The 26,844-nt window shown below is 69.6% G+C and carries 26 protein-coding genes; 14 read left to right on the top strand and 12 right to left on the bottom strand.

Annotation, left to right across the window (positions count from 1 at the left end):
* Positions 1 to 48: 48 nt before the first annotated feature.
* Genes VKQ35_RS04290 through VKQ35_RS04260 form a run of 7 tightly spaced genes read left to right on the top strand, consistent with a single transcriptional unit; the run spans position 49 to position 6,712 of the window.
* Positions 49 to 1,296 (top strand): MFS transporter, encoded by a 1,248-nt coding sequence (locus VKQ35_RS04290; RefSeq protein ID WP_324358876.1) that lies wholly within the window; start codon positions 49 to 51, stop codon positions 1,294 to 1,296.
* The gene (locus VKQ35_RS04285) at positions 1,293 to 1,874 is read left to right on the top strand and encodes an NAD(P)H-dependent oxidoreductase (RefSeq protein ID WP_324358874.1); all 582 of its coding nucleotides are present in this window, start codon (positions 1,293 to 1,295) and stop codon (positions 1,872 to 1,874) included. Before VKQ35_RS04290 ends, VKQ35_RS04285 begins: the two co-directional genes overlap by 4 nt.
* A gap of 25 nt (positions 1,875 to 1,899) precedes the next feature.
* Positions 1,900 to 2,565, top strand: coding sequence for a nuclear transport factor 2 family protein (locus tag VKQ35_RS04280; protein ID WP_324358872.1), 666 nt, complete (start codon positions 1,900 to 1,902; stop codon positions 2,563 to 2,565).
* A 23-nt stretch (positions 2,566 to 2,588) separates the two neighbouring features.
* Positions 2,589 to 4,235 (top strand): carboxylesterase/lipase family protein, encoded by a 1,647-nt coding sequence (locus VKQ35_RS04275; protein WP_324358870.1) that lies wholly within the window; start codon positions 2,589 to 2,591, stop codon positions 4,233 to 4,235.
* Entirely contained in the window at positions 4,232 to 4,855 is a 624-nt protein-coding gene (locus VKQ35_RS04270; RefSeq protein WP_324358868.1) for a nuclear transport factor 2 family protein, read from the top strand. The genes VKQ35_RS04275 and VKQ35_RS04270 overlap by 4 nt, the downstream gene beginning before the upstream one ends.
* A 52-nt stretch (positions 4,856 to 4,907) precedes the next feature.
* Complete coding sequence (locus VKQ35_RS04265) at positions 4,908 to 5,774, top strand: fumarylacetoacetate hydrolase family protein (protein WP_324358866.1); 867 nt, start codon at positions 4,908 to 4,910, stop codon at positions 5,772 to 5,774.
* A 2-nt stretch (positions 5,775 to 5,776) separates the two neighbouring features.
* Positions 5,777 to 6,712 (top strand): VOC family protein, encoded by a 936-nt coding sequence (locus VKQ35_RS04260; RefSeq protein ID WP_324358864.1) that lies wholly within the window; start codon positions 5,777 to 5,779, stop codon positions 6,710 to 6,712.
* Between the two features lie 308 nt (positions 6,713 to 7,020).
* Here the strand turns inward: VKQ35_RS04260 and VKQ35_RS04255 are convergent, their stop codons facing one another.
* Together VKQ35_RS04255 and VKQ35_RS04250 are read right to left on the bottom strand one after the other, a co-directional pair.
* A complete protein-coding gene (locus VKQ35_RS04255) occupies positions 7,021 to 7,818 on the bottom strand; it encodes a hypothetical protein (RefSeq protein WP_324358862.1) in 798 nt (265 codons plus the stop codon).
* A gap of 123 nt (positions 7,819 to 7,941) precedes the next feature.
* Positions 7,942 to 8,412: an Lrp/AsnC ligand binding domain-containing protein gene (locus VKQ35_RS04250; protein ID WP_324358860.1), complete on the bottom strand. Its 471-nt coding sequence runs from the start codon at positions 8,410 to 8,412 to the stop codon at positions 7,942 to 7,944.
* A gap of 103 nt (positions 8,413 to 8,515) precedes the next feature.
* Here VKQ35_RS04250 and putA point away from each other — a divergent pair, with 103 nt between their 5' ends.
* The 3 genes from putA (at position 8,516) to VKQ35_RS04235 (ending at position 14,425) form a co-directional block, all read left to right on the top strand.
* Positions 8,516 to 11,614, top strand: a complete 3,099-nt coding sequence (gene putA, locus VKQ35_RS04245; protein WP_324358858.1) for a bifunctional proline dehydrogenase/L-glutamate gamma-semialdehyde dehydrogenase PutA — start codon at positions 8,516 to 8,518, stop codon at positions 11,612 to 11,614.
* 184 nt (positions 11,615 to 11,798) lie between these two features.
* Positions 11,799 to 13,994 (top strand): response regulator, encoded by a 2,196-nt coding sequence (locus VKQ35_RS04240; RefSeq protein WP_324358856.1) that lies wholly within the window; start codon positions 11,799 to 11,801, stop codon positions 13,992 to 13,994.
* A gap of 23 nt (positions 13,995 to 14,017) precedes the next feature.
* Positions 14,018 to 14,425 (top strand): response regulator, encoded by a 408-nt coding sequence (locus VKQ35_RS04235; RefSeq protein WP_324358854.1) that lies wholly within the window; start codon positions 14,018 to 14,020, stop codon positions 14,423 to 14,425.
* Here the strand turns inward: VKQ35_RS04235 and VKQ35_RS04230 are convergent.
* Positions 14,386 to 15,633, bottom strand: coding sequence for a hypothetical protein (locus VKQ35_RS04230; RefSeq protein ID WP_324358852.1), 1,248 nt, complete (start codon positions 15,631 to 15,633; stop codon positions 14,386 to 14,388). The genes VKQ35_RS04235 and VKQ35_RS04230 overlap by 40 nt on opposite strands.
* 246 nt (positions 15,634 to 15,879) lie before the next feature.
* Here VKQ35_RS04230 and VKQ35_RS04225 point away from each other — a divergent pair, with 246 nt between their 5' ends.
* Positions 15,880 to 16,497: a HupE/UreJ family protein gene (locus VKQ35_RS04225; protein ID WP_324358850.1), complete on the top strand. Its 618-nt coding sequence runs from the start codon at positions 15,880 to 15,882 to the stop codon at positions 16,495 to 16,497.
* A gap of 68 nt (positions 16,498 to 16,565) precedes the next feature.
* Positions 16,566 to 17,567 (top strand): hypothetical protein, encoded by a 1,002-nt coding sequence (locus tag VKQ35_RS04220; protein WP_324358848.1) that lies wholly within the window; start codon positions 16,566 to 16,568, stop codon positions 17,565 to 17,567.
* On the opposite strand, the gene VKQ35_RS04215 is transcribed toward VKQ35_RS04220, so the two are convergent.
* The 7 genes from VKQ35_RS04215 to VKQ35_RS04185 all read right to left on the bottom strand — a co-directional run bounded on the left by VKQ35_RS04215 (position 17,564) and on the right by VKQ35_RS04185 (position 24,247).
* Positions 17,564 to 18,796 (bottom strand): beta-ketoacyl-[acyl-carrier-protein] synthase family protein, encoded by a 1,233-nt coding sequence (locus tag VKQ35_RS04215; protein WP_324358846.1) that lies wholly within the window; start codon positions 18,794 to 18,796, stop codon positions 17,564 to 17,566. The genes VKQ35_RS04220 and VKQ35_RS04215 overlap by 4 nt on opposite strands.
* Before the next feature lie 13 nt (positions 18,797 to 18,809).
* Complete coding sequence (locus VKQ35_RS04210; protein ID WP_324358844.1) at positions 18,810 to 19,067, bottom strand: acyl carrier protein; 258 nt, start codon at positions 19,065 to 19,067, stop codon at positions 18,810 to 18,812.
* Between the two features lie 139 nt (positions 19,068 to 19,206).
* Entirely contained in the window at positions 19,207 to 20,343 is a 1,137-nt protein-coding gene (locus VKQ35_RS04205; protein WP_324358842.1) for a peptidogalycan biosysnthesis protein, read from the bottom strand.
* Positions 20,336 to 21,238 (bottom strand): alpha/beta hydrolase, encoded by a 903-nt coding sequence (locus VKQ35_RS04200; protein WP_324358840.1) that lies wholly within the window; start codon positions 21,236 to 21,238, stop codon positions 20,336 to 20,338. The genes VKQ35_RS04205 and VKQ35_RS04200 overlap by 8 nt, the downstream gene beginning before the upstream one ends.
* Entirely contained in the window at positions 21,235 to 22,155 is a 921-nt protein-coding gene (locus tag VKQ35_RS04195) for an arginase family protein (protein ID WP_324358838.1), read from the bottom strand. The genes VKQ35_RS04200 and VKQ35_RS04195 overlap by 4 nt, the downstream gene beginning before the upstream one ends.
* Before the next feature lie 11 nt (positions 22,156 to 22,166).
* A complete protein-coding gene (locus VKQ35_RS04190) occupies positions 22,167 to 23,558 on the bottom strand; it encodes an aspartate aminotransferase family protein (RefSeq protein ID WP_324358836.1) in 1,392 nt (463 codons plus the stop codon).
* On the bottom strand, positions 23,558 to 24,247 hold the full coding sequence (locus tag VKQ35_RS04185; protein ID WP_324358834.1) for an MtnX-like HAD-IB family phosphatase: 690 nt from the start codon (positions 24,245 to 24,247) through the stop codon (positions 23,558 to 23,560). The genes VKQ35_RS04190 and VKQ35_RS04185 overlap by 1 nt, the downstream gene beginning before the upstream one ends.
* 216 nt (positions 24,248 to 24,463) lie before the next feature.
* Here VKQ35_RS04185 and VKQ35_RS04180 point away from each other — a divergent pair, with 216 nt between their 5' ends.
* Positions 24,464 to 24,751 (top strand): hypothetical protein, encoded by a 288-nt coding sequence (locus VKQ35_RS04180; protein WP_324358833.1) that lies wholly within the window; start codon positions 24,464 to 24,466, stop codon positions 24,749 to 24,751.
* A gap of 1 nt (position 24,752) precedes the next feature.
* On the opposite strand, the gene VKQ35_RS04175 is transcribed toward VKQ35_RS04180, so the two are convergent.
* Positions 24,753 to 25,793: a PLP-dependent cysteine synthase family protein gene (locus tag VKQ35_RS04175; RefSeq protein WP_324358830.1), complete on the bottom strand. Its 1,041-nt coding sequence runs from the start codon at positions 25,791 to 25,793 to the stop codon at positions 24,753 to 24,755.
* A 153-nt stretch (positions 25,794 to 25,946) separates the two neighbouring features.
* Between VKQ35_RS04175 and VKQ35_RS04170 the strand changes: the two genes are divergently transcribed.
* Entirely contained in the window at positions 25,947 to 26,573 is a 627-nt protein-coding gene (locus VKQ35_RS04170) for a sulfotransferase family protein (RefSeq protein ID WP_324358828.1), read from the top strand.
* 4 nt (positions 26,574 to 26,577) lie between these two features.
* Here VKQ35_RS04170 and VKQ35_RS04165 read toward each other — a convergent pair whose 3' ends face one another.
* Entirely contained in the window at positions 26,578 to 26,841 is a 264-nt protein-coding gene (locus tag VKQ35_RS04165) for a hypothetical protein (RefSeq protein WP_324358826.1), read from the bottom strand.
* Between the last annotated feature and the right edge of the window lie 3 nt (positions 26,842 to 26,844).

Genomic DNA, 26,844 nt, shown 5'->3' with positions numbered 1-26,844 from the left:
CCCAGGCCGCGCAGCGACGCCCTCGAAGGAGGGCGCACGGGGGTCACGATGACCGAAACGGTGGTCAGCAGGGGCGAGTGGGCGGCCCATTGGCCGGTCCCCGTCGTGTCGGCCGCAGGAATGGCGGTGTCGATGCTGCCGCTCTATTCGCTGGGCGCGCTGATCCCCTCGATCCAGCACGCGACCCATTGGACGCGCGGCCAGATTTCGTTCGGCCCCACGATCCTGAGCATCGGTGCGGTGCTGCTGGCGCCGCTGGTCGGGGGCGCCATCGACCGCTTCGGCGCCCGCCGGGTGGCTCTGCCTGGGCTGGCGCTGTTCTGCTTGGCGGTGGGCGGCGTTTCGCTGAGCGGCGGGAGCGTGGCGACCTGGTGGCTGGCCTGGACGTTGATGGCGCTCACCGACGTCCTGATAAAGACCACGGTCTGGACGACGGCGGTCGTGGGCCTTTTCGAGCGGACGCGGGGCTTGGCCATCGGGGTGGCGCTCTCGGGGACGGGGATCGCGACGACCTGCCTTCCATACTTGGCGACTGTGCTGCAGGAGTCCTTCGGCTGGCGCGGGACCTACGCGATCCTGGCGGCCGGCGCCGCGGCGCTGTCCCTACCGCTGGTCTGGCTGTGGTTCTACGATGCAGGCGATCGGCCGAGGAAAGACGCCGGGCGGCGCGAGCCGGCGCACACCTCCGGCATGTCGCTCGGGCCGGCGCTTCGGTCGCGGCGCTTCCTGCAGCTCGCCCTGGTCTGCCTGCTGTCCTCGACCTGCAGCATCGGACTCATCGTTCACTTCGTCCCCATCCTCAAGGACGGCGGCATGACCGCCCGCGCGGCCGCAGAGGTGGCGGGCGTCATCGGGATCTCCACCATGGCCGGACGCCTGCTGGGCGGCCTGCTGCTGGACCGGTTCAGCGCCTGCCTGATCGGCTTTTCCGCCTGCGCCATCTCCGCCCTCGCCTGCCCGCTCCTGATGGTCGATCACAGCCTGGCCGGCGCGATCACCGCCGCGGCGCTGATCGGCGGATCGGGCGGCTCCGAGATCGGCGTCATCGCCTACCTCGTGCCCCGACACTTCGGCCTGCGGCACTTCGGGACGCTCTTCAGCGTCATGAGCGCGCTGCTCACCGTCGGCGCGGGCGTCGGCCCGTGGCTGGCGGGCTACAGCTTCGACCGCTTCGCAAGCTACGATCAGGCCCTGCTGGTCGCCGGCCCACTCTTCGCGCTCTGCGCGATCCTGCTCGCGACCCTGGGCGCGCCCGCGCCGCTCGCGGAGCCGGCCTTGACGGCCGCCGCGCGATGAAGCGCCCCCTCATCGTCGGGATCGGCGGCACGCCCAATCCCAACTCCTCGACCGAGCAGGCGCTGGAACTTGCGCTGCGCGCCGCCGAGCAGGCCAACGCGCGCACCCGGTTGATCCATGGGCGCTACCTGATGAAGCTGCCGCTCTATCTCGCCGAGGGCAGCCCGGACGCGGGACAGGATCTCATCGAGGCGGTCCGGGCGGCCGATGGGCTGATCATCGCCTCGCCGGGCTATCACGGGAGCATCTCCGGAGCGGTCAAGAATGCGATCGACTATCTGGAGGAGACCGCTGGGGACACGCGGCCCTACCTCGACGGCCTGCCCGTGGGCCTGATCGTGACCGCCTTCGGCTGGCAGGCGACGGGCAGCACGCTCACCACCATGCGCTCGATCGTGCATGCGCTGCGTGGCTGGCCGACGCCGCTTGGCGCGGCGATCAACACCTCGCGGTCGATCTTCTGCGAAGGCGTGTGCTCCGACGCCAACGCCGCCAAGCAACTTGCCCTCGTGGGCCGGCAGGTCGCGGGGTTCGCCGCCCTGGCGCTGCGGGACCCGGCCATCGGAGAGACCGCGTGAACGCCGGACTTCCAGGGAGCGCGCCATGAGCGCTCATCCAGAGACGCCGTCCGAAACCCCGGTCGACCGGAGCGTCTGCCCGAAACGCGGCGACCTCGGCCAGCTCGACCGCTCCGCGATCGCCGAGCTGATCCAGAGGGAGCGCTCCGCCCGCGACGCGGGCCGCTGGGACGTCATGGCGGCCTGCTTCCACCCGGACGCGATGATCGATGTCTCCTGGTTCAAGGGCGGCGCCGTCGATTTCGTCGCGGCGACCAAGCGGGTGGCGGAAGCCGGCCGGACGCTCAGCCTCCACCGCCTGTCGCCATCGGTGGTGACCCTGAACGAGGACCGGGCGCTGGCCGAGACCGACGCCGAGATGCTGGGCTTCTCCACCCTCGACGGCGTGGACGTCTGCGGCGTCCACCAGGTGCGGCTCCTTTGGCGGGCCCAGGTTCTGGACGAGCGGTGGCTGATCGCCGGGCTGCACTGCGTCTATGTGCGGGGGCTCTTGCTGCCCTGCAATCCCGCCAAGCCGCCGGTGATCGACGAAGCCCTGCTGGCCACCTACCGGCCCTCCTACCGCTACCTCAGCTACGTTCTGACTAAGAACGGCATGCCGGCGCGCGACGACCTGCCGGGCGTCGACCGTCCGGAGTCGGTGACGGCGTTGCGGGCCGCCGAGGCCGCGTGGCTGGGCGAGGCGCGCTGATGGCCCGCGCCGCGACGAGCGCTATGAGCCGCCGCCTCTCTCCGGCGCTCGTCGTCGCGGCGTGCTTTTCCCTGCAAGCGGCGGCCGCCAACGCCGAGCCCGGCTCGCAGGCCGCAACGCTCTCGCCCGATGTCACCGTGACCCAGGGGGCGTTGCGGGGCGCTCCGCGCGATGTGTCCGGCGTGCTGGCCTTCAAGGGCGTCCCCTACGCCGCCCCACCCGTCGGCGCGCAGCGCTGGCGCGCGCCGCAGCCGGCCCGCCCCTGGAGCGGGGCGCATGACGCCACCGCCTTCGGCCCGCGCTGCATGGCCCTACCCGGCCGGGGCCTCGCGCGCCTGGACAGCCCGGCGAGCGAGGACTGCCTCTCCCTCAACATATGGACGGCCGCCAAATCCTCCGCCGAACGGCGGCCGGTGATGGTCTGGCTGCATGGCGGCGCCTTCCAGTTCGGAGCCGGCGCGGAGCCGAACACCGACGGCGCCCGCCTCGCCGCGAAGGGCGTTGTCCTCGTCAGCCTGAACTATCGTCTGGGCGTCTTCGGGTTCCTCGCCCATCCGGACCTGGACAAGGAAGGCGCGCCCTCCGGCAACTTCGGCCTGCAGGACCAGATCGCCGCCCTCAAGTGGGTGCGCGCGAACATCGCGAAGTTCGGCGGGGATCCGAACAAGGTGACGCTCTTCGGCGAATCCGCCGGCGCCAACTCGGTGGGCCTACTGATGACTTCGCCCCTGGCCAAGGGGCTCTTCCAGCGGGCGATCGGCGAGAGCGGCGCCTTCTGGGATTCGGAGCAGGGATCGATCCGCACCCATGCCGAGGCGCTGGCGCGCGGGAGAGCGCTGGCGGACCGGCTCGGCGGCGGGACCGTCGCCGGCCTGCGGGCGATCCCGGCGGAGGAGCTTGCGGCCAAGGCGCCCTGGACCCTCGCCCTCGATCCCGTCACCCAGGCCTTCTCGCCGAACATCGACAGCTTCGTCGTCCCGGAAGCGCCCGCCAAGGCCTTCGCCGAGGGACGGCAGGCTAAGGTTCCGCTGCTGGCGGGGTCGAACGGCGCGGAGGGCGCCATCTTCATGGGCCGGTCCTTGCCTCACGGCACGGCGTCCGAGTTCTATGCCGCCGCCGCGGCGAAGTTCGGCGCTGCCCGATCAGACGACTTCGCCAAACTTTACCCTGCTGCGACCGACTCCCAGCTGAACGCCAGCGCCGAGACCCTGATGGGCGACCTGGTGATCCGCGAGCAGGTCTGGGAATGGCTGCAGATGCAGGCCAGGACCGGTCGCACGCCGGTCTTCGCCTACCAGTTCGACCGGCGCTCCGCCTACGCGCCGGTCCCGATCCACTCCGCGGAGATCGACTTCGTATTCGGCACGCTGGCGCCCCAGCGCCTCGCCAAGCCGGACGCCACGCCAAACGCCGGCGACCGCGAGCTGTCCGACCGGATGATGTCTTATTGGATCAACTTCGCGCGCAACGGCGATCCCAACGGGGCCGGCCTGCCGCGCTGGCCCGCCTATCGCGCGGACCGGCCTGAAGCCATGATCTTCGGCGACGGCGCGGCGGCTGGCCCCGAGGGCGCGACATCCCGGTTCAGCTTCTTGAGCGCCTTCAGGACGAACGGGCGTCTGCCCGAAGCCTGGCTGGACCCGCCAAAACCTCCAGGAGCTGCGCCATGAAGACCGACCCCTCGGCGCTGCTGGAGCAGCTGGAGATCCGGACGCTGATCGAGAACTGGGTCCTGTGGCGCGATTCCGGAGAGTGGGACCGCTTCGCGACGCTTTGGCGCCCGGACGGCCGGATGATCACGACCTGGAGCCAGGCGCCCGCCGCGGACTTCATCGAACGCAGCAAGCGCGCCTGGGAGGGCGGGGCGCTCAAGGTGCTCCATGGCCTCGAAGGCACGACGATCGCCATCGAGGCCTCTCGCGCCGTGGCGCAGACGAAGATGTACATCCTGCAGCGCGGCGAGATCGACGGCGTCGCGGTGGACGTCACCTGTCGGGGCCGGTTCTGGGACCTTCTGGAGAAGGTCGATGGCCGATGGGGGCTGTGGCTCCGTCAACCGGTCTATGAGCACGACACCCTGTCCACCGTCGATCCGGGCCAGCCGCTGTCGCTGGATCCCGAGTTGCTGGCCCAGTTTCCGGAGGGCTACCGGCGCCTCGCCTACCTGCAGACCAAGCTGGGCTTCGAGGTCAGCCGAACCATGCCCGGCACGCGCGGGCCCGAAATCGAAGCCTTGAAGCAAATGAGCCGGCGCTGGCTGACCGGTGGAGATTTCGAGGCCCTGAATTGATCGTCTCTCGCCGCCACCATCCTACCCCCGTCGAATAACCCCTGGAGGACTCATGCGTTTCATCACCTATCTCGGGGCCGACGGCGAAGGGATCGCGGTCGCGAACTCCGATGGCTATCGCGGCCTGCCGGTCGCCTCGCTCGGCGCCGACCTCAAGCAACTGCTGGCGCGGGGCGGCGACGCCCTGAGCGTGGCGGCCGAGCGCCTTTCGGCGGGCGCGCTGCTCGACCTTGAAAAGGTCCGGGTCCTGCCGCCGATCCCCGCGCCGGACAAGATCATCTGCATCGGCCTGAACTACGTCGACCACTCCAAGGAGAGCGGCTTCGAGCCGCCGACCTATCCGACGGTCTTTGCACGCTACGCCACGAGCCTGGTCGGCCATGGGACGCCGATCGTGTGTCCGAACTGCTCGGACCAGCTCGACTACGAAGGCGAGCTCGCCGTCGTCATCGGACGCGGCGGCCGGCACATTTCGGAGGCGGACGCGCTGGACCACGTGGGCGGCTATTCGATCTTCAACGACGGCTCGATCCGGGACTATCAGTTCAAGTCGCCGCAGTGGACGGTAGGCAAGACCTTCGACGCCACCGGGGGCTTCGGCCCCGAGCTCGTCACCCCTGACGAACTGCCGCCCGGCTGCAGCGGGCTGAAGCTTGAGACGCGCCTCAACGGGGAGGTGGTCCAGAGCGCCTCGACCGACGACCTGATCTTCAGCGTGGCGCGCCTGGTCTCGATCCTCTCCGAGGCGATCACGCTCTCGCCCGGCGACGTCATCGTCAGCGGAACCCCGGCCGGCGTCGGGCTCGCCCGCAAGCCGCCGCTTTGGATGAAGCCAGGCGACGTCTGCGAGGTCGCGGTCGAAGGCGTGGGCCAGCTGATCAATCCCATCGCGCAGGAAACCGCCTCAGAAGGGAGTTGATCATGGAAGTCGTTTCTCGCCGGCCCGGCGTATTGGGCGTCCATTCGCTCGACCATTTCGAATTCGCCGTGCCGGACCTGGCCATGGCGCAAGCCTTCTACGAGCGCTTCGGCCTCGACGTGCGCGCGGCCGAGGGCGGCCTCGACCTCCACACCTACGGCCATCCACACCGTTGGGCGCGGGTCGTGGAAGGCCCCCGAAAGGCGCTGCGACACATCAGCTTCGGCGCGTTTGACGACGATATGACGGCCTTCCGGGGGCAGTTGGACGCGCTCGGCGTCGACCTCATTCCAAGCCCGGACCCCGCAGACAACCTGTCGCTCTGGTTCCGCGACCCACATGGGGTCCTGCTGCGGGTGCGGCCGGCGGAAAAAAGCTCTCCCAACGCCCCGTCACCGCACTCGCCCGCGCCGACACCGTCGCTTCGAGGCGCTCCGATGCGTGGGGACGTCCCTCCCGTCCGGCCCAGGCGGATGTCTCACGCCCTCTTCTTCACGCCCGGCATCGACGCGACGCTCGACTTCTACAGCCGGGTCCTAGGTCTGAGAATCTCGGACCACCCCGGCCCCGTCGCCTTCCTGCATGGCGTGCACGGCAGTGACCATCACCTGATCGCCTTCGCCCAGTCCTCCGCGCCCGGCTATCACCACAGCGCCTGGGATGTCGGCTCGCTGGAGGAGGTGGGTCTCGGCGCCGCCCAGATGGCCGAGGCCGGCCATACCCGCGGCTGGGGCGTCGGCCGGCATGTGCTGGGCTCCAACTATTTCCACTACGTCCAGGACCCCTGGGGCAGCTTCGCCGAGTACAGCTTCGACATCGACTATGTGCCGGCCGACCTGGACTGGGAGACGGGACACCCAGCCCCCGAGAACAGCCTCTATCTCTGGGGTCCGCCGCCTCCCGAGGACTTCATCACCAATCACGAGGCCGCCGCGTAGAATCCGCCATTCACTGGCAGACCAGCCGACCTAGAGCGACGCCAACGGCAGTCAGACCTTAGTCAGTCCCAATGATCAGCGGAATCGCATACAACCCGTAAGTATACTGGTGCGCCTTACGCAGTCTCTTACACAGTTCGCTTGACATTTCTACAATACCAAGCAAAATAAAATCTATAAAGCAGACGTGTGCGGCTCAAAACCCGGCACCGCAAGGTGTGTCGGTTCGAGCCCGACCTCGGGCGCCATCGTCCTGATCAGAAGCCCCGGCGGCGGCGTTGAAACGCGGCGGGGCGCGCCCGCGCGGCTCAGCCGATCGGCACGCCGATGATCGCCTTTAGGATCAGGTGGTCCTCCGGGCGGCCATAGCCCCAGCCGACGCCGAGGTTCAGGTCCCACTTGCCCAACCCCTTGTCCATGATCAGGAACAGCTGCTGGTCGTTGACGCTCAGCGGACCGAGGCGCTTGGCGTCGCCGATGGTGTTGTAGCTCTCGAAGCCCACGTCGAAGTCGTCGCCGCCGATCTTGCGGGTCACCATGGTGGCCAGCTGATAGCTGGCGGGGCCTCGCTCCGGGCCGCTCACCGCCCAGTCGATGTTGAGGTTCTCGGCCAGGGTCCAGGGGCCCTTGTGCAGGCCCAAGATGCCCTTCAGCTCGGCGTTCCAGGGATTGATGTCGATGTCCTTGCGCACCCGGCCGAGCTCGAAGTTCACGCCCCAGAAGACGCCGTCGCCCTCCGGCCGCGGGGCGATGAACTTGATGCGGCCCTTGGCGCCGCCGATCTCGCCATGGCCGTCGGCGAAGGTCATCAGCGGCAGATAGGCCCCAAGCTCGATGTTGGGGGTGAGCCCGTAGGCCCATTCGGGGGTGACCCTCACCCGATCCTGCGACGTCTGTTGGCCGACATAGTCGACGTTCGCCAGGCGGCCCTTCAACACGTCGTTGACGTGGACATCCAGGCCAAAGGCGCCCTTGGCCAGGAGGTCGTCGATATAGACCTGGATCTCCTCGTCCGCCGCTCGAGCGGTCGAGGCGGACAGGCTGAGGGCGAACAGGGCGGCCAGGCCGGCGGCGCGCACCAGGCGAGGTCTCAGTTTGTGGCGCATCGCGGTCAGGCCTCTCCGGCGAAGGTTTGCGCACGGCCGGTGGCGGCTTTGCACGGCGCGGGAGACAAGATCGTCGAGTCCCGCCCCGGCGTCGAGGGCCACGCGCGCCGCCGGTTCTCGTGTCTAGACCGGCAGCTGCCCTGTCGACTTCACTTCTTCGAGGACGGCGTAGGTGCGCGTCTCGCGCACGCCGGGCATCTGCACCAAAACGTCGCCAAGGAAGGTCCGGTACGCCGCCATGTCCTTCACCCGGGCCTTGATCAGGTAGTCGAAGCCGCCGGCCACCATGTGGCACTCCAGCACGTCCGGCGCGCGCCGGGCGGCGGCGGCGAAGGCGTCGAACACATCGCCGGTCGTGCGGTCCAGCACCACCTCGACGAAGATCAGCAGGGCGCGGTCCACCTTCTGCGGATCCAGCACCGCGGAGAAGCCGCGGATGAAGCCGCTCTCACGCAGCCGGCGCACGCGGTCCGAGCAGGCCGAGGGCGACAGGTGACAGCGCTCGGCAAGCTCCTGATTGGAGATCCGCCCTTCCGCCTGCAGCAGGCGCAGCAGCCGGCGGTCGATGTCATCCAACCGATCAATGTTCGACATATTGAGCTCCTGACCGTGAATCATCCGACATATGCCGCATAATCTCGTAGCACATTCGACGAATGGGGTCGTAGACCGAAGCCACTCTCGCGGAGATCCGGCTATGCCCTTCGATCAGCTCGATTCAGCAAAATTCACGGACGAGCGTCAGGCCGTCGCCGCGGCGCTGGCCGCCAAGCCGCTGAGCCTCGAGGACCGCCGCTCGGTGCTGGACGAGGCCACCGCGCTGGTCCGCTCGGCCCGCCGCGGCGCGCGCCGCCAGGGCGTCGTCGAGAGCTTCCTGCAGGAGTTCAGCCTGTCGACCCGCGAGGGCCTGGCGCTGATGTGCCTGGCCGAAGCCCTGCTGCGCACGCCGGACGAGGAGACCCGCGACAAGCTGATCGCCGAGAAGATCGCGTCTGCCGACTGGGCGAGCCACGCCGGCGCCTCCGACAGCCTGCTGGTCAACGCCTCGACCTGGAGCCTGATGCTCACCGGCAAGCTGATCGACCCGGACGAGGAAGCCGGCGCCGACCTGCCGGGCTTCATCCGCCGGCTTGCGGGCCGGCTCGGCGAGCCGGTGATCCGCCGCGCCGTGGGCGCCGCGGTGAAGATCATGGGCGAGCAGTTCGTCCTGGGGGCCACCATCCAAAAGGCCATCAAGCGCGCGGCGCAGGACGGCTTTACCTGCTCCTTCGACATGCTGGGCGAGGGCGCGCGCACCGAGGCCGACGCCGACCGCTACGAGGCCGCCTACGCCGCGGCGCTCAAGGTCGTCGGCAAGCACGCGGGTTCGCCCCAAGGCCCTCTGGGCCCGGAAGCCGGCCATGGCGTCTCGGTGAAACTCTCGGCGCTCTCGCCGCGCTACGAGGCGCGCCAGCCGGAACGGGTCTGGGGCGAGCTCTATCCGCGCATCAAGCGGCTCGCCGTCCTGGCGGCCGAGGCCAACATCAACCTGACCCTCGACGCCGAGGAGGCCGACCGGCTGGTGATCTCGCTGGAGCTGCTAGAGCGCCTGGCCAATGAGCCGGAGCTGGGCAGCTGGACGGGCCTGGGCCTGGCCGTCCAGGCCTACCAGAAGCGCGGACCCCAGACGATCGAGGCGGTGGCCGGCATCGCCCGCGCCAGTGGCCGCCGGCTGATGGTTCGCCTGGTGAAAGGCGCCTATTGGGACAGCGAGATCAAGCGCGCCCAGGTGGCCGGCCTGCCGGGCTATCCGGTCTACACGACCAAGGCCGCCACCGACCTTTCCTACCTGGTCTGCGCCCGCGCGCTTCTGTCGGCCGCGCCGGCGCTCTACGGCCAGTTCGCCACCCACAACGCCCACACGCTCGCCGCCGTGCGCGTCATGGCGCGCCAGGCCGGCCTGTCGCCCGAGTTCCAGCGGCTGCACGGCATGGGCGAGGCGCTCTACGCCGGCGCGCGCGACCGCTACGGCGACTTCCCGTTGCGGGTCTACGCCCCGGTCGGCAGCCACGAGGACCTACTGCCCTACCTGGTGCGGCGCCTGCTGGAGAACGGCGCCAACACCTCCTTCGTCCACGCCCTGCTCGACGAAAAGACCCCGGTCGAGAAGGTGGTCTCCGACCCCATCTCCACAGTCGAAGCCGCCGGCGGCGCGCCGCACCCGCGCATCCCCCTGCCGGTCGACCTCTATGGCGCGACGCGGAAGAACTCGCAGGGCATGGACCTCTCCATCGCCGAGACCCGCGAGGCGCTGGCCGCCGCCATCGCCGACCTGCCGCCGCTCGAAGCCGGGCCCATCGTCGGCGGCGTTTGGTCGAAGGGGATCGTCGCCTCGCGCCTGTCGCCCGCCGATCTGACCAAGACCGTCGGAACGGCCATCGACGCGACGACCGCCGACGTGGACGCCGCCTACGCCGCCGCGGCCAGGGCGCAGCCCGTCTGGAACGACCTGGGCGGCGAGGGCCGCGCGCCGGTCCTGCGCGCCATGGCCGACGCCCTGGAAGCGCACCGCGAGCGGCTGATCGCCATCTGCGCCGCCGAGGCGGGCAAGACGCTCGCCGACGGCGTCGCCGAGGTGCGCGAGGCCGCCGACTTCTGCCGCTACTACGCGGCGCTGGCCGAGCGCCAGTTCGGGGCGCCGGAGACCCTGAAAGGGCCGGTCGGCGAGACCAACCAGCTGTCGCTGCATGGGCGTGGCGTCTTTGCCTGCATCAGCCCCTGGAACTTCCCGCTGGCGATCTTCACCGGCCAGATCGCCGCGGCGCTCGCCGCCGGCAACGCGGTTCTGGCCAAGCCCGCCGAGCAGACCCCCCTGATCGCCGCCGCCGCCGTGCGCCTGTTCCACGCCGCCGGGCTCGATCCCAACCTCCTGCACTTGCTGCCCGGCGATGGCGCGACCGTTGGCCAGGCCCTGGTCGCACACCCGACCTGCGCCGGCGTCGCCTTCACCGGCGGCACCGAGACCGCCTGGGCGATCAACCGGACGCTGGCCGCCCGCAATGGTCCCATCGTCCCGTTCATCGCCGAGACCGGCGGCCTGAACGCCATGTTCGTGGACACCACGGCGCTGCGCGAACAGGTGATCGACGACGTGATCGCCTCGGCGTTTGGATCCTCCGGCCAGCGCTGCTCGGCGCTGCGCATGCTGTTCGTCCCGCACGATACCGCCGACGCCCTGATCGAAGGCCTGGCCGGCGCCATGGACGCCCTGGTGCTGGGCGATCCGGCCGACCCGCGCACCGACATCGGCCCGGTGATCGACGAGGACGCCCGCGGCGCGCTCGCCAAGCATCGCACGCGGCTGGGCGAGGAAGCCAAGGTGCTGCACGAACTCAAGGCTCCGGCCGGTGGCCACTTCTTCGGGCCCGTCCTGGCGGAAATCCCCTCCGCCGCCTTCCTGCAAAAGGAAGTGTTCGGGCCGATCCTGCACGTGGTGCGCTATGACGCGAACGACCTCGCGTCCGCCGCTGCGCCCTTGGCGGCCGCCGGCTATGGCCTGACGCTCGGCGTGCATTCCCGCATCGAGGCCTTCGCCGAGCAGGTCCGCGCCGCGGTCCCGGCCGGCAACGCCTACGTCAACCGCTCGATGATCGGCGCGGTGGTCGGCGTGCAGCCCTTCGGCGGCGAGGGCCTCTCCGGCACCGGCCCCAAGGCCGGCGGCCCCAATGCGCTGCTGCGCTATGCGGTCGAACGCGCGCTCAGCGTCAACATCGCCGCCCAGGGCGGCGACCCGGCGCTCCTCAACCTCAACCCCTAGGGCGCGCCGAGCCCGAACAGCCAAACGTCAACCGCATAAGTTCTTCATAAAAAACTCACCTCTAGGCTGCAACCTTCGCCCGGGACGCGCTGAGCATGACCCGCGGGCGGCCCTGAGCGCGCCAATTCGCGCCAGATGTTCTCCGCGGACGCAGGACTCGGTGCGCTTGAGGAGGCTCGCCGCCATGGCCGACGCTGCGACACAGATCTCGCGGGTGCTGGCCGCGCGCCGGCGCACGGCGACCTCGGCGTTCCACGGGCCGCGCAACCTCATCGTCCAGGCCGTCACCATAGCGATGATCAGCCTGACGGGCCTGCTCATGGTCCCCCGGCCGATCGTGCTGGGCTGGGCGCTCGCCACCGCCGCCGCCGCCCTGCTGGAAGATTGGCTGCTGGCCCGGGCCGAACGCGCGCCGGCCGGCGCGCGGGCGACCGCGCGGTACGCGGCGGTCATGCGGATCGTGGTCACCACCCTCTTCGCGCTCGCCACCTTCATCCTCATCGTCGGCAAGGGCGGCGGGCCCGGCGAGCGCCTGTTCGGCTTCGCGATCATCAGCGCCGCCCTGGTGCATGTGTTGATGCGCCACTACCGCTCCCCGGTCATCCTGGCGTTCAGCCTCATCCCCTGGGCGGGCATCCTGGGTCTCGTGGGGTTCGGCTTGGCGCGCACGGCCTGGCAGGCGGGCGACATGCTGCGGGTCGTGACCTCCATCTTCGTTATCACCATGCTGGGCGTGGAGTTCTGGTCGGCCCGCCAACAGCTTTCCGCCGCCTGGCGCGAGTTGATGGCCACCCTGGCCGGCGTCACCCAGGCTGAGGCCGCGCTCAAGGAAACCCAGCGGATCGCCAAGATCGGCTCCTGGCGCAAGACGTCTGGCGCACCGCACCTGGACTGGTCGCCGGAGCTCGACGGCATCTTCGGCTTCGACGCCGCGGACGGACCGCCGTCGGTCGAGAAGGTCATGGAACGGCTCGACGAAGAGAGCCAGGCCCGGCTACGCGCCGTGCTGGACGCTTCGGCGGCCGAGCCCTTCACCTTCAGCCTGCAGGTGCTCCGCCCCGACGGCGAGACACGGGTCTGTTGGGTGGAAGGCCGGCCGGAGTTCGACGCGGCGGGTGTGCGGCTGGGCGTCGCCGGTTTCTGCCAGGACGTCACCGAGCGCGAGGCGGCCATGGCCCAGCTGCGTCAGGCGCAGAAGATGGAATCGGTGGGTCAACTCACCGGCGGCCTGGCCCACGACTTCAACAACCTGTTGGCCATCATCATCGGCAACCTCGACCTCATCGCCACCGACCTCGCCGAGGACTCGCTGGAGAAGGAGTTTGCCGAGACCGCGCTGCAGGCCGCGCTCAAGGGCTCGGAACTCACCCAGCAGCTACTGGCCTTCTCGCGCCGCCAGCCCCTGGACCCCAAGACCGTCGACCTGAACGAACTGGTGAGCGGCATGGCGCCCCTGTGGCGGCGCACGCTGGGCGAGAACGTCGTGGTCAAGCTGGTGGCCTCGTCGGACACCTGGAGCGCCAAGCTCGACCGCGCCCAGATGGAATCCTCGCTGCTGAACCTGGTGATCAACGCCCGCGACGCCATGCCCGACGGCGGGGTGCTGACGGTGGAGACCGGCAACGCCACCATCGATCCCGACAACCCGGAGCTGCCGCCCGGCGACTACGCCGTCGTCGCCGTCTCCGACACCGGCCACGGCATGCCGCCCGAGGTGCTGGCCAAGGTCATCGAGCCGTTCTTCACCACCAAGGGCGTCGGCAAGGGCTCGGGGCTGGGCCTCAGCATGATCTACGGCTTCGCCAAACAGTCCGGCGGCCAGCTGCGCATCTACAGCGAGGTCGGGCACGGCACGACGGTGCGGCTGTATCTGCCGCGCTGCCTGGAGGCGGTCGCCGCGGCCCCTGTCGCGGCCAAGGGCCCGGTGCGCGGCAAGGGCGAACGCATCCTGATCGTGGAAGACAATCCCGACGTGCGCCGGGTCGCCGTGCGCCAGCTCACCGACCTGGGCTATCAGGTGGCGGAGGCCGACAGCGGCGCCGCCGGCCTGGAGACGCTCAGCCTCGACCACGGCGTCGATCTGGTGTTCAGCGACATCGTCATGCCCGGCGGCATGACCGGCATCGAGATGGTGCAGGCCGCGCGGCGCGACCACCCGGACCTGAAGGCGCTGTTCACCACCGGTTTCACCAGCGCGGCCACCGCCAACAACAACCGGGTGACCGGCGCCGACCTGATGATCAGCAAGCCCTACCGGGTCGCGGACCTGGCGGCCAAGCTGCGCGAGGCCCTGGCCTCGACACCGCAATCCCTGAGCGAAGAACCCCCGATCAACAAAGCCCACGCCCAGGTCGCCCCCGCGGCCGGGCGCGGGCGCTAGGCCGAATTCCCTGGAGACCTGTGATGGCGTTTATCTTGGTGGTCGATGACGAACAGATGCTCCGCACGACCCTGCGGGCGATCCTGCAGCGGGCGGGTCACGAGGTCGCGGAGGCCGAGGACGGAGCCAAGGCCATGGAGCTCTTCCGGGTCAACACGCCGGACCTGGTGATCACCGACATCATCATGCCCAACCGCGAGGGCGTGGAGACCATCGGCGAGATGCGCGCGGCCGCGCCCGACCTGCCGATCATCGCCATGTCGGGCGGCGGCAGCCGCGGCGGCGAACTGTTCCTGTCGCTGGCGGCGCGGCTGGGCGCGACCCAGACGCTGGCCAAGCCGATCCGTCAAGCCGAGCTGCTGGCGGCGGTGGACGCCTGCCTCGCCAGTCGTCACCGCGCCGGCGGCGGCGACCGGGTCATATCGGCGTAGAGGTCCGAGGGCTCGAACCGCAGCGCGCTGGCGAGCGCACCAACGTCCGGGTGGATGGCCGAGCCGGCCAGATAGCGGAACCCCGCCCCGACCGCGCCCAGCACCAGCGCACGGGAATTCAGGCCATAGGCGCAGGCGTCCAGGCCCTGCGCGCGGGCGACGCTCGCGAAGGCGGCCAGCATGGCCAGCGCCTGGGCCTCGCGCCCGTCCATGTCGCTCAGGTCCGTGGCGACCACCTTCAGCGTCCCCGACGCCGGGATCAGATGGGTCTGCTCCAGCGGGACCAGGGCCGAGACGCCGACGCCGAGCGGCTTGGTCATCTCCAGGAACGCCTTGCAGCCATAGGTCCAGAACGCCTCCTGCGGCCCGCAGATCTCCAGGGTCACGAACTTGCGCAGCGAGGCTGGGATATTCGACAGCGCATGGCGCAGGCTGGCGCGCTGGCTGGTGACGCCAAGGCTCGCGTGGTCGATGGCGATGGTCGTCGGCAGGCGGCGGTTCTGGCGGGCGAGCACCTGCAGATCTCCGGCCACGGCCCGAACCACGGCGAGGTCCTGCTGGAAAGCCGCCGCCTCCCGGGCGCGGTCCTCCATCGCGCCCGGCGGCTCGCGCGGGATGTAACCCCGGAACCGCAGCAAGGTCATCTGCTCGGTGTCCCAGACCGGGCTGTAGCTGCGGACCATGCTCACAGCGGTCGCGGAGGCGACGACTGCCTGCGGCGGGGCCACAGCAGCGCCGGGCGCGTCCAGCGGCGCGTTGGTCGCCTGGGCCAACGCCATGTCGACGGCGATCTCGCAATCCCCGCTCGCCAGGGCGTCGGCCGAGACCTCAGCGCAGCGCGCGGTGACCTCCAGGCGCTCGGCGCCCTCGCCTTCGCCCAGCAGGCGCTGGGCGATCTCGCGGGCGATCACCCGGCTCTTGAACTCCGCCTCCTTGGCGCCGAGCGTGGCGAACAGCACCAGATAGCCGTCGTCGCCGCGCCGCTCGAAGACGTCGCCGCGCACCAGATGGCGGGCGATGATCGCCTGGGCGGTGGCGTGAACCTTCTCGGCCAGTTCGGGCCAGCGTTGGGCGAGGTTCGCCTGCACCTCGCTCAGGCCCACCATCTGGAAGGCGCAGACCGGGACCATCACCTCGGCCGCGGCCTTGTCGGCGCTCCCCGCGCGTCCGAGACCGCCCAGGGGCCGCGCCCCCGAGGGCTGTTCCAACAGCCGGCGCGCGGCCTCCGCGAAGGAAGCGAGGAGTCCGGGGCCGCGCTGCGCGCGCGAGGTCTGAGGTGAGGACGTCATTGGGTGCGCGCCGCACGTAAAAAACTACCTGTGCGCGAAATTTACACGCAAACCGTTCACAGCCCGCTAACGGCGCCGCGCGGCGCCCCCGCGTTTTCCTCTGTGCGGAACGATGCAACGCGGTCCATGGCCGCCCCGCGGATGTTTGACTAACCTCGCCGCCCGATGACGCGATCCAACCTGTCTCCCGCCCTGCGGCGCCCGGCCATCGCGGCGCTCCTGCTTGGCCTGCTGCTCCTGCCCGGCGCGGCCCAGGCGCACATCGTCAAGGGCGAGGCGATCGGCTTTGTCAGCGGCTTCCTGCATCCGGTGTCGGGGCTGGATCACATCATCGCCATGGTGGCGGTGGGCATGTGGGGCGCCCAACTCGGCCGGCCGGCGATCTGGGTGCTGCCGCTGACCTTTCCGCTGGTCATGGCGTTTGGCGGATTCCTGGGCCTGATCGGCGTGCCGCTGCCGGGCGCCGAGATCGGCATCGCGCTCTCCGGCGTGGTGCTGGGCGCCGCGGTGCTCAGCCAGTTCCGCGCACCGCTCTGGCTCGTCGCGGCGATCGTCGGGATCTTCGGCCTGTTCCACGGCCACGCCCACGGCGCGGAGATGCCGCCCGGCCACAATCCGCTGCTCTATAGCGCGGGCTTCGTACTCGCGACGGGCCTGCTGCACGTCTGCGGCATCGTCATCGGCCTGCTGCACCGCTGGCGCTGGGGCGGCTACGCGATCCGCGCGGGCGGCGGCGCGGTGATGGCCGGCGGCCTGGTCTTCCTCTGGCAGGCGGTGGCCTGAGCCCGATCCTCGCCAAGCGTCACAGGCGTGCTAGCCTGTTACATCGGCTGGCGGAGGCGCGGGGGCGAATGACGCGGCGTTTCGGACTGAGGGCCCTGGCGGCCATGACGGCCCTGACGGCCCTGACGGTTCTCGCCGCCGGCGCGCCCGGCGCCAAGGCCTCGGCGCCGGCCACCGACCCGAAAGCGACCGCGGCCAACCTGGCCGGCGTCACCGTCGTCGCCAAGAAGCCGCCGCCTGTGATCAGCAACGCCTCGGAGTTCGTCCGCCAGCGGATGCCCGAGAGCCCGTCCACCGGCCAGTACGCCCGCTTCCGCGAACCGATCTGTGTCGCCGTTCAGGGGATGCCGGATTCGTTCAACAGCTTCATCCGCGAGCGCATCATCAAGCTGGCCAGGGAGGTGAACGCGCCGGTCTCGACCTTCTGGGCCTGCACGCCCAACGTCCAGGTGATCTTCACCGACCAGCCGCAGCGCCTGCTGACCAACATCGGGCGCAAGCGCGAGGAGGTGCTGGGGTTCCACTACCAGGCGCAGTTCAAGAAGCTGACCACATTCGATCGCCCCATCCAGTCCTGGTACGTGACCCGCACCCGCGACCCACGCGGGCGCAACTATCTCGACTTCGCCCACGCTGGCCTGCAGGGCGATATCGCTCCGAGGACCGCCATGTTCGGCGGCGGATCAGTCTTGGGCGGCGACAGCCTGCACGGGACCGCCGGCTCGCGGCTCGGCGCAGAGCTGTCGAGCGATATCGCTTTCGCCCTGATCATCGGCGACCGCAATAAGGTCTCCAACGCCAAGATCGGGCCGGTGGCGGACTATATCGCCTTCCTGGCGCTCGCCCGCTGGCAGGGGCTGGAGCGCTGCAACTCGGTGATCCTGACCATCCTCAACCTGATGGCCGACGCCTGCCAGGAAGACCCGCCGGAAACGGTGACCGCCTATGACCTGAACCTCCTGAAGGCGCTCTACCTAGTCAATCCGCGCGAAAGCGGCTCGCAGCAGCGGATGGAAATCGCCGACCGCATCGTCAAGGCGGCCGCCGAGGCCGAGACCGCCGCGCGCTAGTCCTCAGCGCCGGCGAACATCAGCGCCACGTTCAGGCCGCCGAAGGCGAAGGCGTTCTGCAGCAGCAGCTTCGAGCCGATCTTCCGCGCCTCGCCGACCACCAGGTCGAGGTCGCAGGCCGGGTCGCGGGCGGTGAAGTTCTGGATCGGTGGGGCGAGGCCTTCGGCGAGCGCGCGCAGGCCGATGGCCGCCTGCAGGGCCGCCGAGCCGCCGATCAGGTGACCGTGGGCCGATTTGGTGGCGATCACCGGCAACTTGCGCGCGGCCTCTCCGAAGACGTCTACCAGGGACTGGGTCTCAGCGGCGTCGTTCAGCGGCGTGCCGGTGCCGTGAGCGGAGATCAGGATGTCGTCGCGGTTCAGCGCGCCGGCCTGCGTGGCCGCCTGGCGCATGGCGCGGGCCTGTCCCTCCGGCGAGGGCTGGGTGATGTGGAAGGCGTCCGACGACATGCCCCAGCCGACCAGTTCACCCAGAATGGTCGCGCCCCGCGCCGTGGCGTGGTCCCAGGCCTCCAGCACCATGACCGCGCCACCCTCGCCCAGCACCATGCCGTCGCGGTCGGCGGAGAACGGGCGGCAGGTGACCGGCGACATGGCCTTGATGGCTTCCCAGGCGCGCACGGAGCCAGCCGTTGAGACCGCCTCGCTGCCGCCGACCAAGGCGCAATCGACCTGGCCGATGGCGATCATCGCTGCGCCCTGCGCGATGGCATGCGCCGAAGAGGCGCAGGCGCTGGAGGTGGCGAACACCGGCCCGCGAATCTCGAAGGCCATGGCGACCGCGCTGACGCCGGCGCTCAGCATCACCCGCGGCACGGTCGAGGGATGCATGCGCGCTGACTTCATGCCGAAGAACCGCTCGTAGCCCGCCTCGAGGGTCGCCAAGCCGCCCAGGCCGTGACCGAAAATCACCGCCGTGCGCTCGTTCAGGACCTCGTGGCCCCGCAGGCCAGATTGTTCCAGCGCCTCCAACGCCGGCGCCAGGATGAACCGCGCGAAGGGGTCGAGGCCCGCCGCCACCGGCCGGCCGAACTTCGCGTCCAGCGCCGCCTCATAGCCGTCCGCGACACGCGCCATCGGCAGCTCCAGCCCGCCGGGCCCGTATTCGCTGTCACCCATGATGCAGCGGGCGATGCCGCTCTGGCCCGCGACCGCGGCCTGCCAGTTGTCTTCCAGGGAAGCTCCGAGCGCCGAGATCGCGCCCAACCCGGTGACAGCGATGCGGTTCACGGGCGTCCTTGCGTTAGGCGGAGGCCGCGGTTTGGGCCTTGGCCTTCACCTTGTCCATCAGTTGGCCGAGCGTCTTGCAGTCGGTCAGTTCCTCGGCCTCGACCAGGATGCCAAACCGCTCCTCGACCTCGAACAGCACGCTGATCACGTCGAGTGAGGCGATGCCTAGATCTTCCAGATTGGCTTCGCGCGTCAGCGTCGCGCGGTCGATCAACGCCTCCTTGGAGATCACGTCGAACAGCTCATCGTCGCTGGGGATCACCTGAGCCATGCCAACGCTTTTTCCATTACCTTCGCGGGGTCGCCAAACCGTCCGCCACACCCCTCCGGACGCCGCGGGAGGGTTACAGCCTCAGGTGGCCCGCGCCAAGCCTCAAGGCAAGGGCCCAGGCGTGTTACATTGTCCGTGTTCATGTAATTTCGCCTGCCGTTGGGTCAGCGGCGAACAGGGGTGCGAACAGCTGCATCACCGCGTTAAAGACCGGATTTCGATGGCGGAAATAGATCGAAGTTCGGGTGAGATTGCTGCCAAGCCGCAGCTTGTTCTCATAGGCCGCCTGACCGGATCGGTAGTGCTTGAGGCCGCGTTCCAGACACAGGCGGAGATTGGTGAACCAGCTCACGAAATAGAGGTTCAGCGCGCGGCCGCGCGCCGCGTCCATCAGGAAGTATTTGTCGAGCAGGGTGGTCTCGTCCTGCACCAGCAGGTTGGCCGCCAGCAGGTCCTCGCCCTCGAAGTAGAGCACCCAGAAGGCGCGGCCCGGCATCTGGCGTGGAACGCCCAGGAAGTAGCCGGCGGTCAGGTGCTCGAACGACATCTCGGCCCGCGCGCGGGTCTGTTCGTAGAGGGCCATCAGTCGGTCGGCGAATGGGTCCGCGTCGGCGCGCACCTCGATCCGCAGGCCGTCCAGGACGCGCAGCTTGCGGCGCATGTCCTTGCGCGCGGAGTAGCTGAGGCGGGCGAAATAGGCGTCCATGTCCGGGAAATCGATGTCGAGGCCGGCGATCGGCAGGCTGGCCATCGGGCGGTAGCCCAGCGGCCGCGCAGCCGCGTCCCACAGGGGCTTGTCGTCCGCCACCACGTCCTTGGAGGCGAACAGGCCACAGCCGTTGGCCCGCGCATCGGCCTCGAAAGCGGCGAGCAGGGCGCGGAGCAGGGCCGGCCGGTCGGCCTGCGCGACCTGTGGCGCGAGGCCCAGGCTCGCGGTCGTCGTGCACGGCGACCCTAGACAGGCCAGGCCCAGCGTCAGGAAACCCGGCAGCACGCGGCGCGTGGCCTCGATCGCCCGCTTGCCGGGGCCGGTGAGGGTGGTTTCGACCGCGTAGTCGGTGAGGAAGGCCGGGACGGCGGCGATCAGGACGCCATCCTCGCTCGCCAGCACATAGCGCCAGCGGAACCCTTCCAGGCCCGCGCGCTCGACCGCGAGAAGATAGTCATAGCCCTCCAGGGTCTGGGCGAAGAGGGCGTCCCACTGCGCCCTGTCGACGGCGGCCAGGCTGTCGACGACGCCGATCTCGGGGCCGGTCTTGGGCCCCCTCTCAGGCATTGACGACGGCGGCGCGGGCCTCGCCGGCCGCCGCCGCCGCCAACGGCGCGCCGAAGAAGCTCGCGGTCAGTTCACCGGTCCGCACATGCTCCCGGTCCACATGGACCATGTGGTAGCTGTCCTCGAGCAGCACGACCTCGGCGGGCCCGCCGAGCGCAGCCTTCAGCCGGTGGGCGTTGCGCGGATTGGCCATGTCGTCCTCGGCCGCGTGCACGATCAGCACCGGCGCCTTGATGGTCGGCGCCACCCGTTCCACGTGCCGCGCCAGACGGTAGAGCTGGTACATGCAGCCCATCGGCATGCGGGCGAGCGCGCCGGGGATCAGCGCGTCGAGCGCATTCTCCGCCAGGCCCCGCAGGCGCTCGTCCTTGAAGCCGTAAGGGTGCGGCTGGGTGAAGCTTAAGGCGCGCAGACCCGGCAGATTGGCCACCGCCTGGATCACCGGGGCGCCGAGCGTGATCTTGGGCATGTTCCAGCCGTCGTATTCGAACAGCATCGAATAGGCCGCGGCGCCCTTGATCTCGGGGAAGGCCGCGCAGAGCTCCAGGCCGATGGCCCCGCCGGCGCAGATCCCGGCCACATAGACCTCGTCCACCTCCTGGGCGAACTCGAGATAAGCCGCCTTGGCGCTCTCGACCCAGTCGCGCCAGTCCGTCTTCAGGAGATCGGCCTCCGTGCCGCCATGCCCGGCCAGCATCGGGGCGTAGAGGCTGAAGCCCCGGCGGTGCAGCACCCGGCCCACCGACTTCATCTCGCTGGGCGCGCCGGTCAGGCCGTGAATCAGGAGGACGCCCTTCCTGCCCTCGCCGCGGATGCGGAAGCTGCGGTCCTTGCCGGGAAGCTTGTAGGGCGCGCGCCGGAGCGTGCTTCCGGGCGTGTTTCCCAAGGCGTTCATGGCGCGCCCCCGGCGATCAGGTCGAAAAGCTGCAGGTTGACATCCTCGTTGGCGGCGCAAGCCTCCGGCGCCGGCTTCGACCAGGGCTGATCGAGCATCGCTTCGCCGCGCTTCAAGAGCTGCGCGATCGGCCCGCCGCCATAGACCGCGGGCGACCAGTCGCCGACCACGTCGGCCCCGATCAAGGTGTGGCTGGCCAGCAGCGGCCCGATCAGCGCCTTCAGGAATTCCAGGCTGGTCTGGCCCTGGTCCCAGTTGGTGGCCGCCGCGTCGGCGCGCAGCACGTCCTTGTCGATGGTGATGTAGATGGCGTCGGTGGCGATCCGGTCGGCCAGAAAGGCGGCGAAGGTCGCCTCGCCCATCGCCGCTATCGTCGGCCAGCTCTGGCCGCAGAGCTCGACCGAGGCCGCGCCGTCCGGGCTGCGGTAGGCGTAGAGTTCCAGCCGCTCCTCGGTCAGCAGCTCGAGGTCGGCGCGGCGCGGGCTGGGCTTGCGGATGTCCGGGCTGCAGACGCCGGCGGTGATCACCTTGGCGACGCCCGGCAGGCGCGCGGCCTGACCGACCCACGACCCGCAATGGACGCCGCCCACGAACCGCACCCAGTCGGGGTGGTTGTCGAAGTGCAGGACGGTCACCGCCTCACAGCCGGCCGCCTCGATGGCGCGGCGCAGGAGGATCGGACTCACGTGGTGAAAGTCGCCGGAGCCCGAGAACACCAGCGCCGGGCCGGCGCTGGCCGGCAGGTCGCGGCGCAGGCGCTCGGCGAGCGCGTCCAGCGCCTGCGGGCGGCTCCAGAGCCGAAGCGCCGGCCCCAGGTCGCGGGCGTCCACGTCCCGCCCGCCGCCACCCACCACCTGGGCGGCGAGCGCGTCCTGAGCGGTCAGGGCCGCGTCGAGATGCAGGAGCGCCGCGCGCATCGCTTGGCGGCTCAGGCTGCCACGCAGCGGGCGAGCAGCATGTCGATCAGCTTCAGCGCCAGGTCGATCTCGTCCTTGGTGATCTCCAGCGAAGGCGCCAGCGTGATGACGTTCTTGTAGTAGCCGCCGACGTTGAGGATCAGGCCCATGGGCTTGCCGTCGACGTCCAAGTCGCCCTTCAGCCCCTCGGCGACCATACGGTCCATCAGCGCCTTGTCTGGCGTGAAGCCGTCGGCCTGGCAGAGCTCGCAGCGGAGCGCGAGGCCCAGGCCGTCCACGTCGCCCACCTGCGGCCAGCGGCGCTGCAGCTCCTTCAGGCCTTCCAGGAAATAGGCGCCCTTCTCCGGCACCGTCCGCTCGTAGTCCCCCTGCGTGGCCATGCGCAGGGTCTCCAGCGCCACGGCCGTGCCCATCGGGTTGGCGTTGAAGGTCGAGTGCGTCGAGCCGGGCGGGAAGACCGTGGGATTGATCAGCTCGTCGCGCGCCCAGACGCCGGCCAGCGGATTAAGGCCGTTGGTCACCGACTTGCCGAACACCATGACGTCGGGCTGCACCCCGAAGTGCTCGATCGCCCACAGCTTGCCGGTCCGGTACATGCCCATCTGCACCTCGTCGACCACCAGCATCACGCCGTACTGGTCGAGGACCTTCTTGATGCCTTTGAAGAAGTTGAGCGGCGGGATCACATAGCCGCCGGTGCCCTGGATCGGCTCGGCGTAGAGGGCGGCGAACTCGGACTGCTGCGCCTTCACGTCATAGACGGCGTGGAAGTCGCTCTCGAACAGGCGGGCGAAGTCGGCGACGATCTTCTCGCCATACTCCTCCTTGTTCATGCCCTTCGGCCCGCGGAAGGCGTAGGGGAACTCGATGAAGTGGGCGGTGTCGCCGAAGTGGCCGAAGCGGCGGCGGTAGCGGTAGGACGAGGTGATCGTCGACGCGCCGAGCGTGCGGCCGTGATAGCCGCCCTGGAACGAGAACATCCGCGTCCGGCCGCCCGCGGAATTGCGCACGATCTTCAGGCTGTCGTCGATGGCCTGGGCTCCGCCGACGTTGAAGTGCACCCGGCCCTTGCGCCCGAACTTGGCCTCCACGTCGCGGGCGATGAGCGCGGCGAGTTCGATCTTCTCGCGGTGGAGGTGCGAGGAGGCGACCTGCGGCAGCCGGTTCAGCTGGGCGTGGGCGGCGGCGTTCAGGCGCGGGTTGGCGTATCCGAAGTTGACCGTCGAGTACCACATCTGCAGATCGAGGTAGGGCCGGCCCTCGGCGTCGAACATGTACGACCCCTCGCAGCTCTCGAAGAACTTCGGCTGGTCGACGTAGTGGACGGTGTCCCCCCACGAGCAATATTGCGCGTCGAGTTGCCGAAGCTCGGCTTCGGTCAGCGGGGCGGCGGCGTCGTACATCAGGAAGCTCCGGAGGGATGGGTCGTCTGGCGGCCTGGCTCGGCCGTATCGGCGGCCATAAGCGAGGCCAGCCTACGCCGGACGTCGGCAAATGTGACAAACGGATAATAGGGGCGACCACGGGTCGCGGCATGCTCGGCGAGCGCGCCCTTGGCGAACAGGATGTCGGCGCCGGACGAGACGCAGAAATCGGAGCGGCCATCGCCGATGTAGACGGTGGGCACGTTGGCCGCCTGGCCGACGGCGGCCGCGGCGCACTTGCAGACGCCCGACCCCGCCGCGCAGTCGCTGCGCCGCCAGGGCAGTTCCAGCCGCCGCGCGCCGGGCCCGCCGGCCAGGCGGTTGGCGGTGACCGGCAGACGGTCCAGCCCGTGACGGCTGAGGATGCGGCCGATGAAGCGGTCGACGCCGTCGCTGACGATGCTGATCGGAAAGTCCAGCCCCTCGCACCAGGCGACGAAGTCCGCGAAATCGGGGTCCAGTTCGACGGTGTCCAGAGTCGCGTCGAGGTCTGCGTCGGAGCCGCCGATCAGGGCCACCTGGCCGACCATGCAGTCCGCGCCCAGCAGGCGTCCGGCGGTCCACTCGTCCTGCAGCACGCGCCATTGCGGCGCCGCCAGCGCCTCCAGCACCAGGTCCGTGCCGTCCTGACGGGTTATCGTGCCGTCGAAATCGCAGATGATACGCATGCTTGTCCGCGATTTCGCCCGCCGGGCCGCCCCATCACATAAGGACGCCATAACGCCCGCCCCACCTCAGCGGCCTATCTAGGGTTTTGAACCGCCGAGCGAAAGCCCGGTCGGGCGAATGGGGCATCAGCGGTTGCACCTTGGGACGAACACAGCTTCTGGGGACTCGCGCGATTCCCAGAGTTCTGTTTTTGTTCTTTTTCGCGGAGAACGGACATGGCAGACGGCGCACCCTTTCGCAGCAGCTTTGAGACCTGGCCCGCCTGGCCGCGCTTGAATCAGGCGCTGGCGGCGCGTTCCAGCCTGTGGGCGGTGTGCCGTTGCGGACGCGAGGCGCCGATCGATCCCAAGTCCTGGGTCGGCCAGGGCCTGGCGCGGCAGGCCACCGCCAGCCTGGAGACCCGCCTGCGCTGCCTCTGCGGCGCGCGCCGCGCGCGGCTGGAAATCCGCGGCCTTTCCGAAGCGCCGGCGTCGGGCGCCGGCGGCATCTACGTCTTCCGGTGACCTAGTCGGCGAACATCGGGCTGGACTTGAAGATCGCCAGCTCTTCCTCGGTCATCTCGGCGGGCGTGTCGGCGAACAGCGGCGTGGAGAGATAGCGCTCGCCCGTGTCGGGCAGCATGGCCAGGATGTTGGCGCCCTTCGGCGCCTCGGCGGCGATCTTCAGGGCCCCGGCGAAGGTGGCGCCGGAGGTGATGCCGCAGAAGATGCCCTCCTGCTTGGCCAGCTCTTGGCTCAGCCGCATCGCCTCGGGCCCCGGGATGGCCAGCAGCTGGTCGATTAGGTGATCGTGCGCCGCGTCCCCGGTCAGCTTGCCGATGAAGTCCGGCGTCCAGCCCTGCATCGGGTGGGGCTTCCAGGCCGGGTGGCCGGCGGCCGGCGTGCCGTCGGGGTTGTAGGCCTGCGGCTCGCCGCTGGCGACCAGGGCGGCGTCGGAGGGTTCGCAGACGATGACCTTGGTCTTTGGGCTCTTCTCGCGCAGCACGCGCGCAACGCCCTTCAGGGTCCCGCCGGTGCCATAACCGGTCACCCAATAGTCGAGCCCGTCAGCCTCGAAGTCCTTGAGGATCTCCGGCGCGGTGGTTTTGGAATGGTAGTCGGCGTTGGCCTCGTTCTCGAACTGGCGGGTCATGAACCAGCCGTGGGTCCTGGCGAGCTCGGCGGTCTTCTCGACCATGCCGGTGGCGCGGTGCGCGGCCGGGCTGAGCAGCACCTTGGCGCCCAGGAAGCGCATCAGCCGGCGCCGCTCCACCGAGAACGAGTCGGCCATCACCACCACCAGCGGATAGCCCTTGGCCGCGCAGACCATGGCCAGCCCAATGCCGGTGTTGCCGCTGGTCGCCTCGATCACCGTCTGGCCGGGCTTCAGCTCGCCGGATTTCTCCGCCGCCTCGATCACACCCAGCGCCAGGCGGTCCTTGACCGAACCCAGCGGGTTGAACGCCTCGACCTTGACGAAGAGGTTCACGCCGGCCGGCGCGAGCCGGTTGATCCGCACCACCGGCGTATTCCCCACGGTTCCCAGGATGCTGTCGTATCTGGCCATCAAAGCGTCTCCCTCTTGGCGGCGGACAAAGGCGCAAGACCCGGGCGCGAAGTCAATTCAGCAGAACAGGGGTCGGCTTGAACCTTTTCTGGGAAGCTCTTGAGGTCCGGCCGTCTTTAAGGCCAAGCTCGTCGCTGTTCGGGAGGCCTGCGCATGACGTTGAAGGTGATCGGATCGGGCTTTGGCCGCACGGGGACCATGTCCCTGAAGTTGGCGCTGGAGCAGATCGGCCTTGGGCCCTGCTATCACATGGTCGAGGTGTTCAAGAACCCGACCGCGTTCGACTGGTGGTCGGAGGCCGCCGACGACCCGGCGCATGCCGATTGGGGGCGTATCTTCGCCGGCTACAACGCCACCGTCGATTGGCCCAACGCCACCTACTACAAGGAGCTGGCCGACGCCTATCCAGACGCCAAGATCGTCCACACCGAACGGAACGAGGACCAGTGGTTCGCCTCAACCCAGGCGACGATCTTCATGGACCGCGGACCGCCGGACCCGGGCAACCCGATGATGCGGATGATGGGCAAGGCCATCTACCAGCTGTTCGACGGCCAGAAGAACGATAGGGACAAGGTCATCGCGGCCTACCGCAAACACAACGCCGAGGTCCGGGAGACCATCCCGGCCGATCGCCTACTGGTTTATCACGTGTCCGACGGCTGGGGTCCGCTCTGCGACTTCCTTGGCGTGCCGGTCCCGGAGGGCGGCACGCCGAAGGTCAACTCCCGCGAGGAATTCGCCGCCATGATGGCGGCCGGCGGACCGCCGGGGCACTAGGCGGCTACTTGCCGCCGCCGCCGGTGATTTCCTTGATCATGCCCTGCACCGGGGCCTTACCGCCCGCGCCCCAGACGGCCTTCAGGAACGCCAGCGTATTGGCCGCCGCGTCCTCGACCTTCCAGTCGCAGTCCTCGATGCGGCAGTCCTGGAAGACCGGTGGCTCGCCCCCGGAATAGACCAGGCGGCAGTCGCGGAATTCGCAGGACGAGAAGTGCTCGCCGTCGAGCGTCACGGTTTCGTGGTTATAGATCGCGCCGTCGGCCACGGG

It is taken from the genome of Phenylobacterium sp., from assembly GCF_035309685.1.
In the GTDB taxonomy this organism is placed as follows: Bacteria; Pseudomonadota; Alphaproteobacteria; order Caulobacterales; family Caulobacteraceae; genus Phenylobacterium.
Note: the sequence above shows the minus strand (reverse complement) of the source record. Positions and strands in the feature narration are given on the sequence as shown.

Bases quoted from the DNA above. Each gene is read 5' to 3' on its own strand.
- VKQ35_RS04290 (WP_324358876.1), top strand. From the start codon at position 49: ATGACCGAAACGGTGGTCAGCAGGGGCGAGTGGGCGGCCCATTGGCCG.
- VKQ35_RS04285 (WP_324358874.1), top strand. From the start codon at position 1,293: ATGAAGCGCCCCCTCATCGTCGGGATCGGCGGCACGCCCAATCCCAAC.
- VKQ35_RS04280 (WP_324358872.1), top strand. From the start codon at position 1,900: ATGAGCGCTCATCCAGAGACGCCGTCCGAAACCCCGGTCGACCGGAGC.
- VKQ35_RS04275 (WP_324358870.1), top strand. From the start codon at position 2,589: ATGAGCCGCCGCCTCTCTCCGGCGCTCGTCGTCGCGGCGTGCTTTTCC.
- VKQ35_RS04270 (WP_324358868.1), top strand. From the start codon at position 4,232: ATGAAGACCGACCCCTCGGCGCTGCTGGAGCAGCTGGAGATCCGGACG.
- VKQ35_RS04265 (WP_324358866.1), top strand. From the start codon at position 4,908: ATGCGTTTCATCACCTATCTCGGGGCCGACGGCGAAGGGATCGCGGTC.
- VKQ35_RS04260 (WP_324358864.1), top strand. From the start codon at position 5,777: ATGGAAGTCGTTTCTCGCCGGCCCGGCGTATTGGGCGTCCATTCGCTC.
- VKQ35_RS04255 (WP_324358862.1), bottom strand. From the start codon at position 7,818: ATGCGCCACAAACTGAGACCTCGCCTGGTGCGCGCCGCCGGCCTGGCC.
- VKQ35_RS04250 (WP_324358860.1), bottom strand. From the start codon at position 8,412: ATGTCGAACATTGATCGGTTGGATGACATCGACCGCCGGCTGCTGCGC.
- putA (WP_324358858.1), top strand. From the start codon at position 8,516: ATGCCCTTCGATCAGCTCGATTCAGCAAAATTCACGGACGAGCGTCAG.
- VKQ35_RS04240 (WP_324358856.1), top strand. From the start codon at position 11,799: ATGGCCGACGCTGCGACACAGATCTCGCGGGTGCTGGCCGCGCGCCGG.
- VKQ35_RS04235 (WP_324358854.1), top strand. From the start codon at position 14,018: ATGGCGTTTATCTTGGTGGTCGATGACGAACAGATGCTCCGCACGACC.
- VKQ35_RS04225 (WP_324358850.1), top strand. From the start codon at position 15,880: ATGACGCGATCCAACCTGTCTCCCGCCCTGCGGCGCCCGGCCATCGCG.
- VKQ35_RS04220 (WP_324358848.1), top strand. From the start codon at position 16,566: ATGACGCGGCGTTTCGGACTGAGGGCCCTGGCGGCCATGACGGCCCTG.
- VKQ35_RS04210 (WP_324358844.1), bottom strand. From the start codon at position 19,067: ATGGCTCAGGTGATCCCCAGCGACGATGAGCTGTTCGACGTGATCTCC.
- VKQ35_RS04205 (WP_324358842.1), bottom strand. From the start codon at position 20,343: ATGCCTGAGAGGGGGCCCAAGACCGGCCCCGAGATCGGCGTCGTCGAC.
- VKQ35_RS04200 (WP_324358840.1), bottom strand. From the start codon at position 21,238: ATGAACGCCTTGGGAAACACGCCCGGAAGCACGCTCCGGCGCGCGCCC.
- VKQ35_RS04195 (WP_324358838.1), bottom strand. From the start codon at position 22,155: ATGCGCGCGGCGCTCCTGCATCTCGACGCGGCCCTGACCGCTCAGGAC.
- VKQ35_RS04190 (WP_324358836.1), bottom strand. From the start codon at position 23,558: ATGTACGACGCCGCCGCCCCGCTGACCGAAGCCGAGCTTCGGCAACTC.
- VKQ35_RS04185 (WP_324358834.1), bottom strand. From the start codon at position 24,247: ATGCGTATCATCTGCGATTTCGACGGCACGATAACCCGTCAGGACGGC.
- VKQ35_RS04180 (WP_324358833.1), top strand. From the start codon at position 24,464: ATGGCAGACGGCGCACCCTTTCGCAGCAGCTTTGAGACCTGGCCCGCC.
- VKQ35_RS04175 (WP_324358830.1), bottom strand. From the start codon at position 25,793: ATGGCCAGATACGACAGCATCCTGGGAACCGTGGGGAATACGCCGGTG.
- VKQ35_RS04170 (WP_324358828.1), top strand. From the start codon at position 25,947: ATGACGTTGAAGGTGATCGGATCGGGCTTTGGCCGCACGGGGACCATG.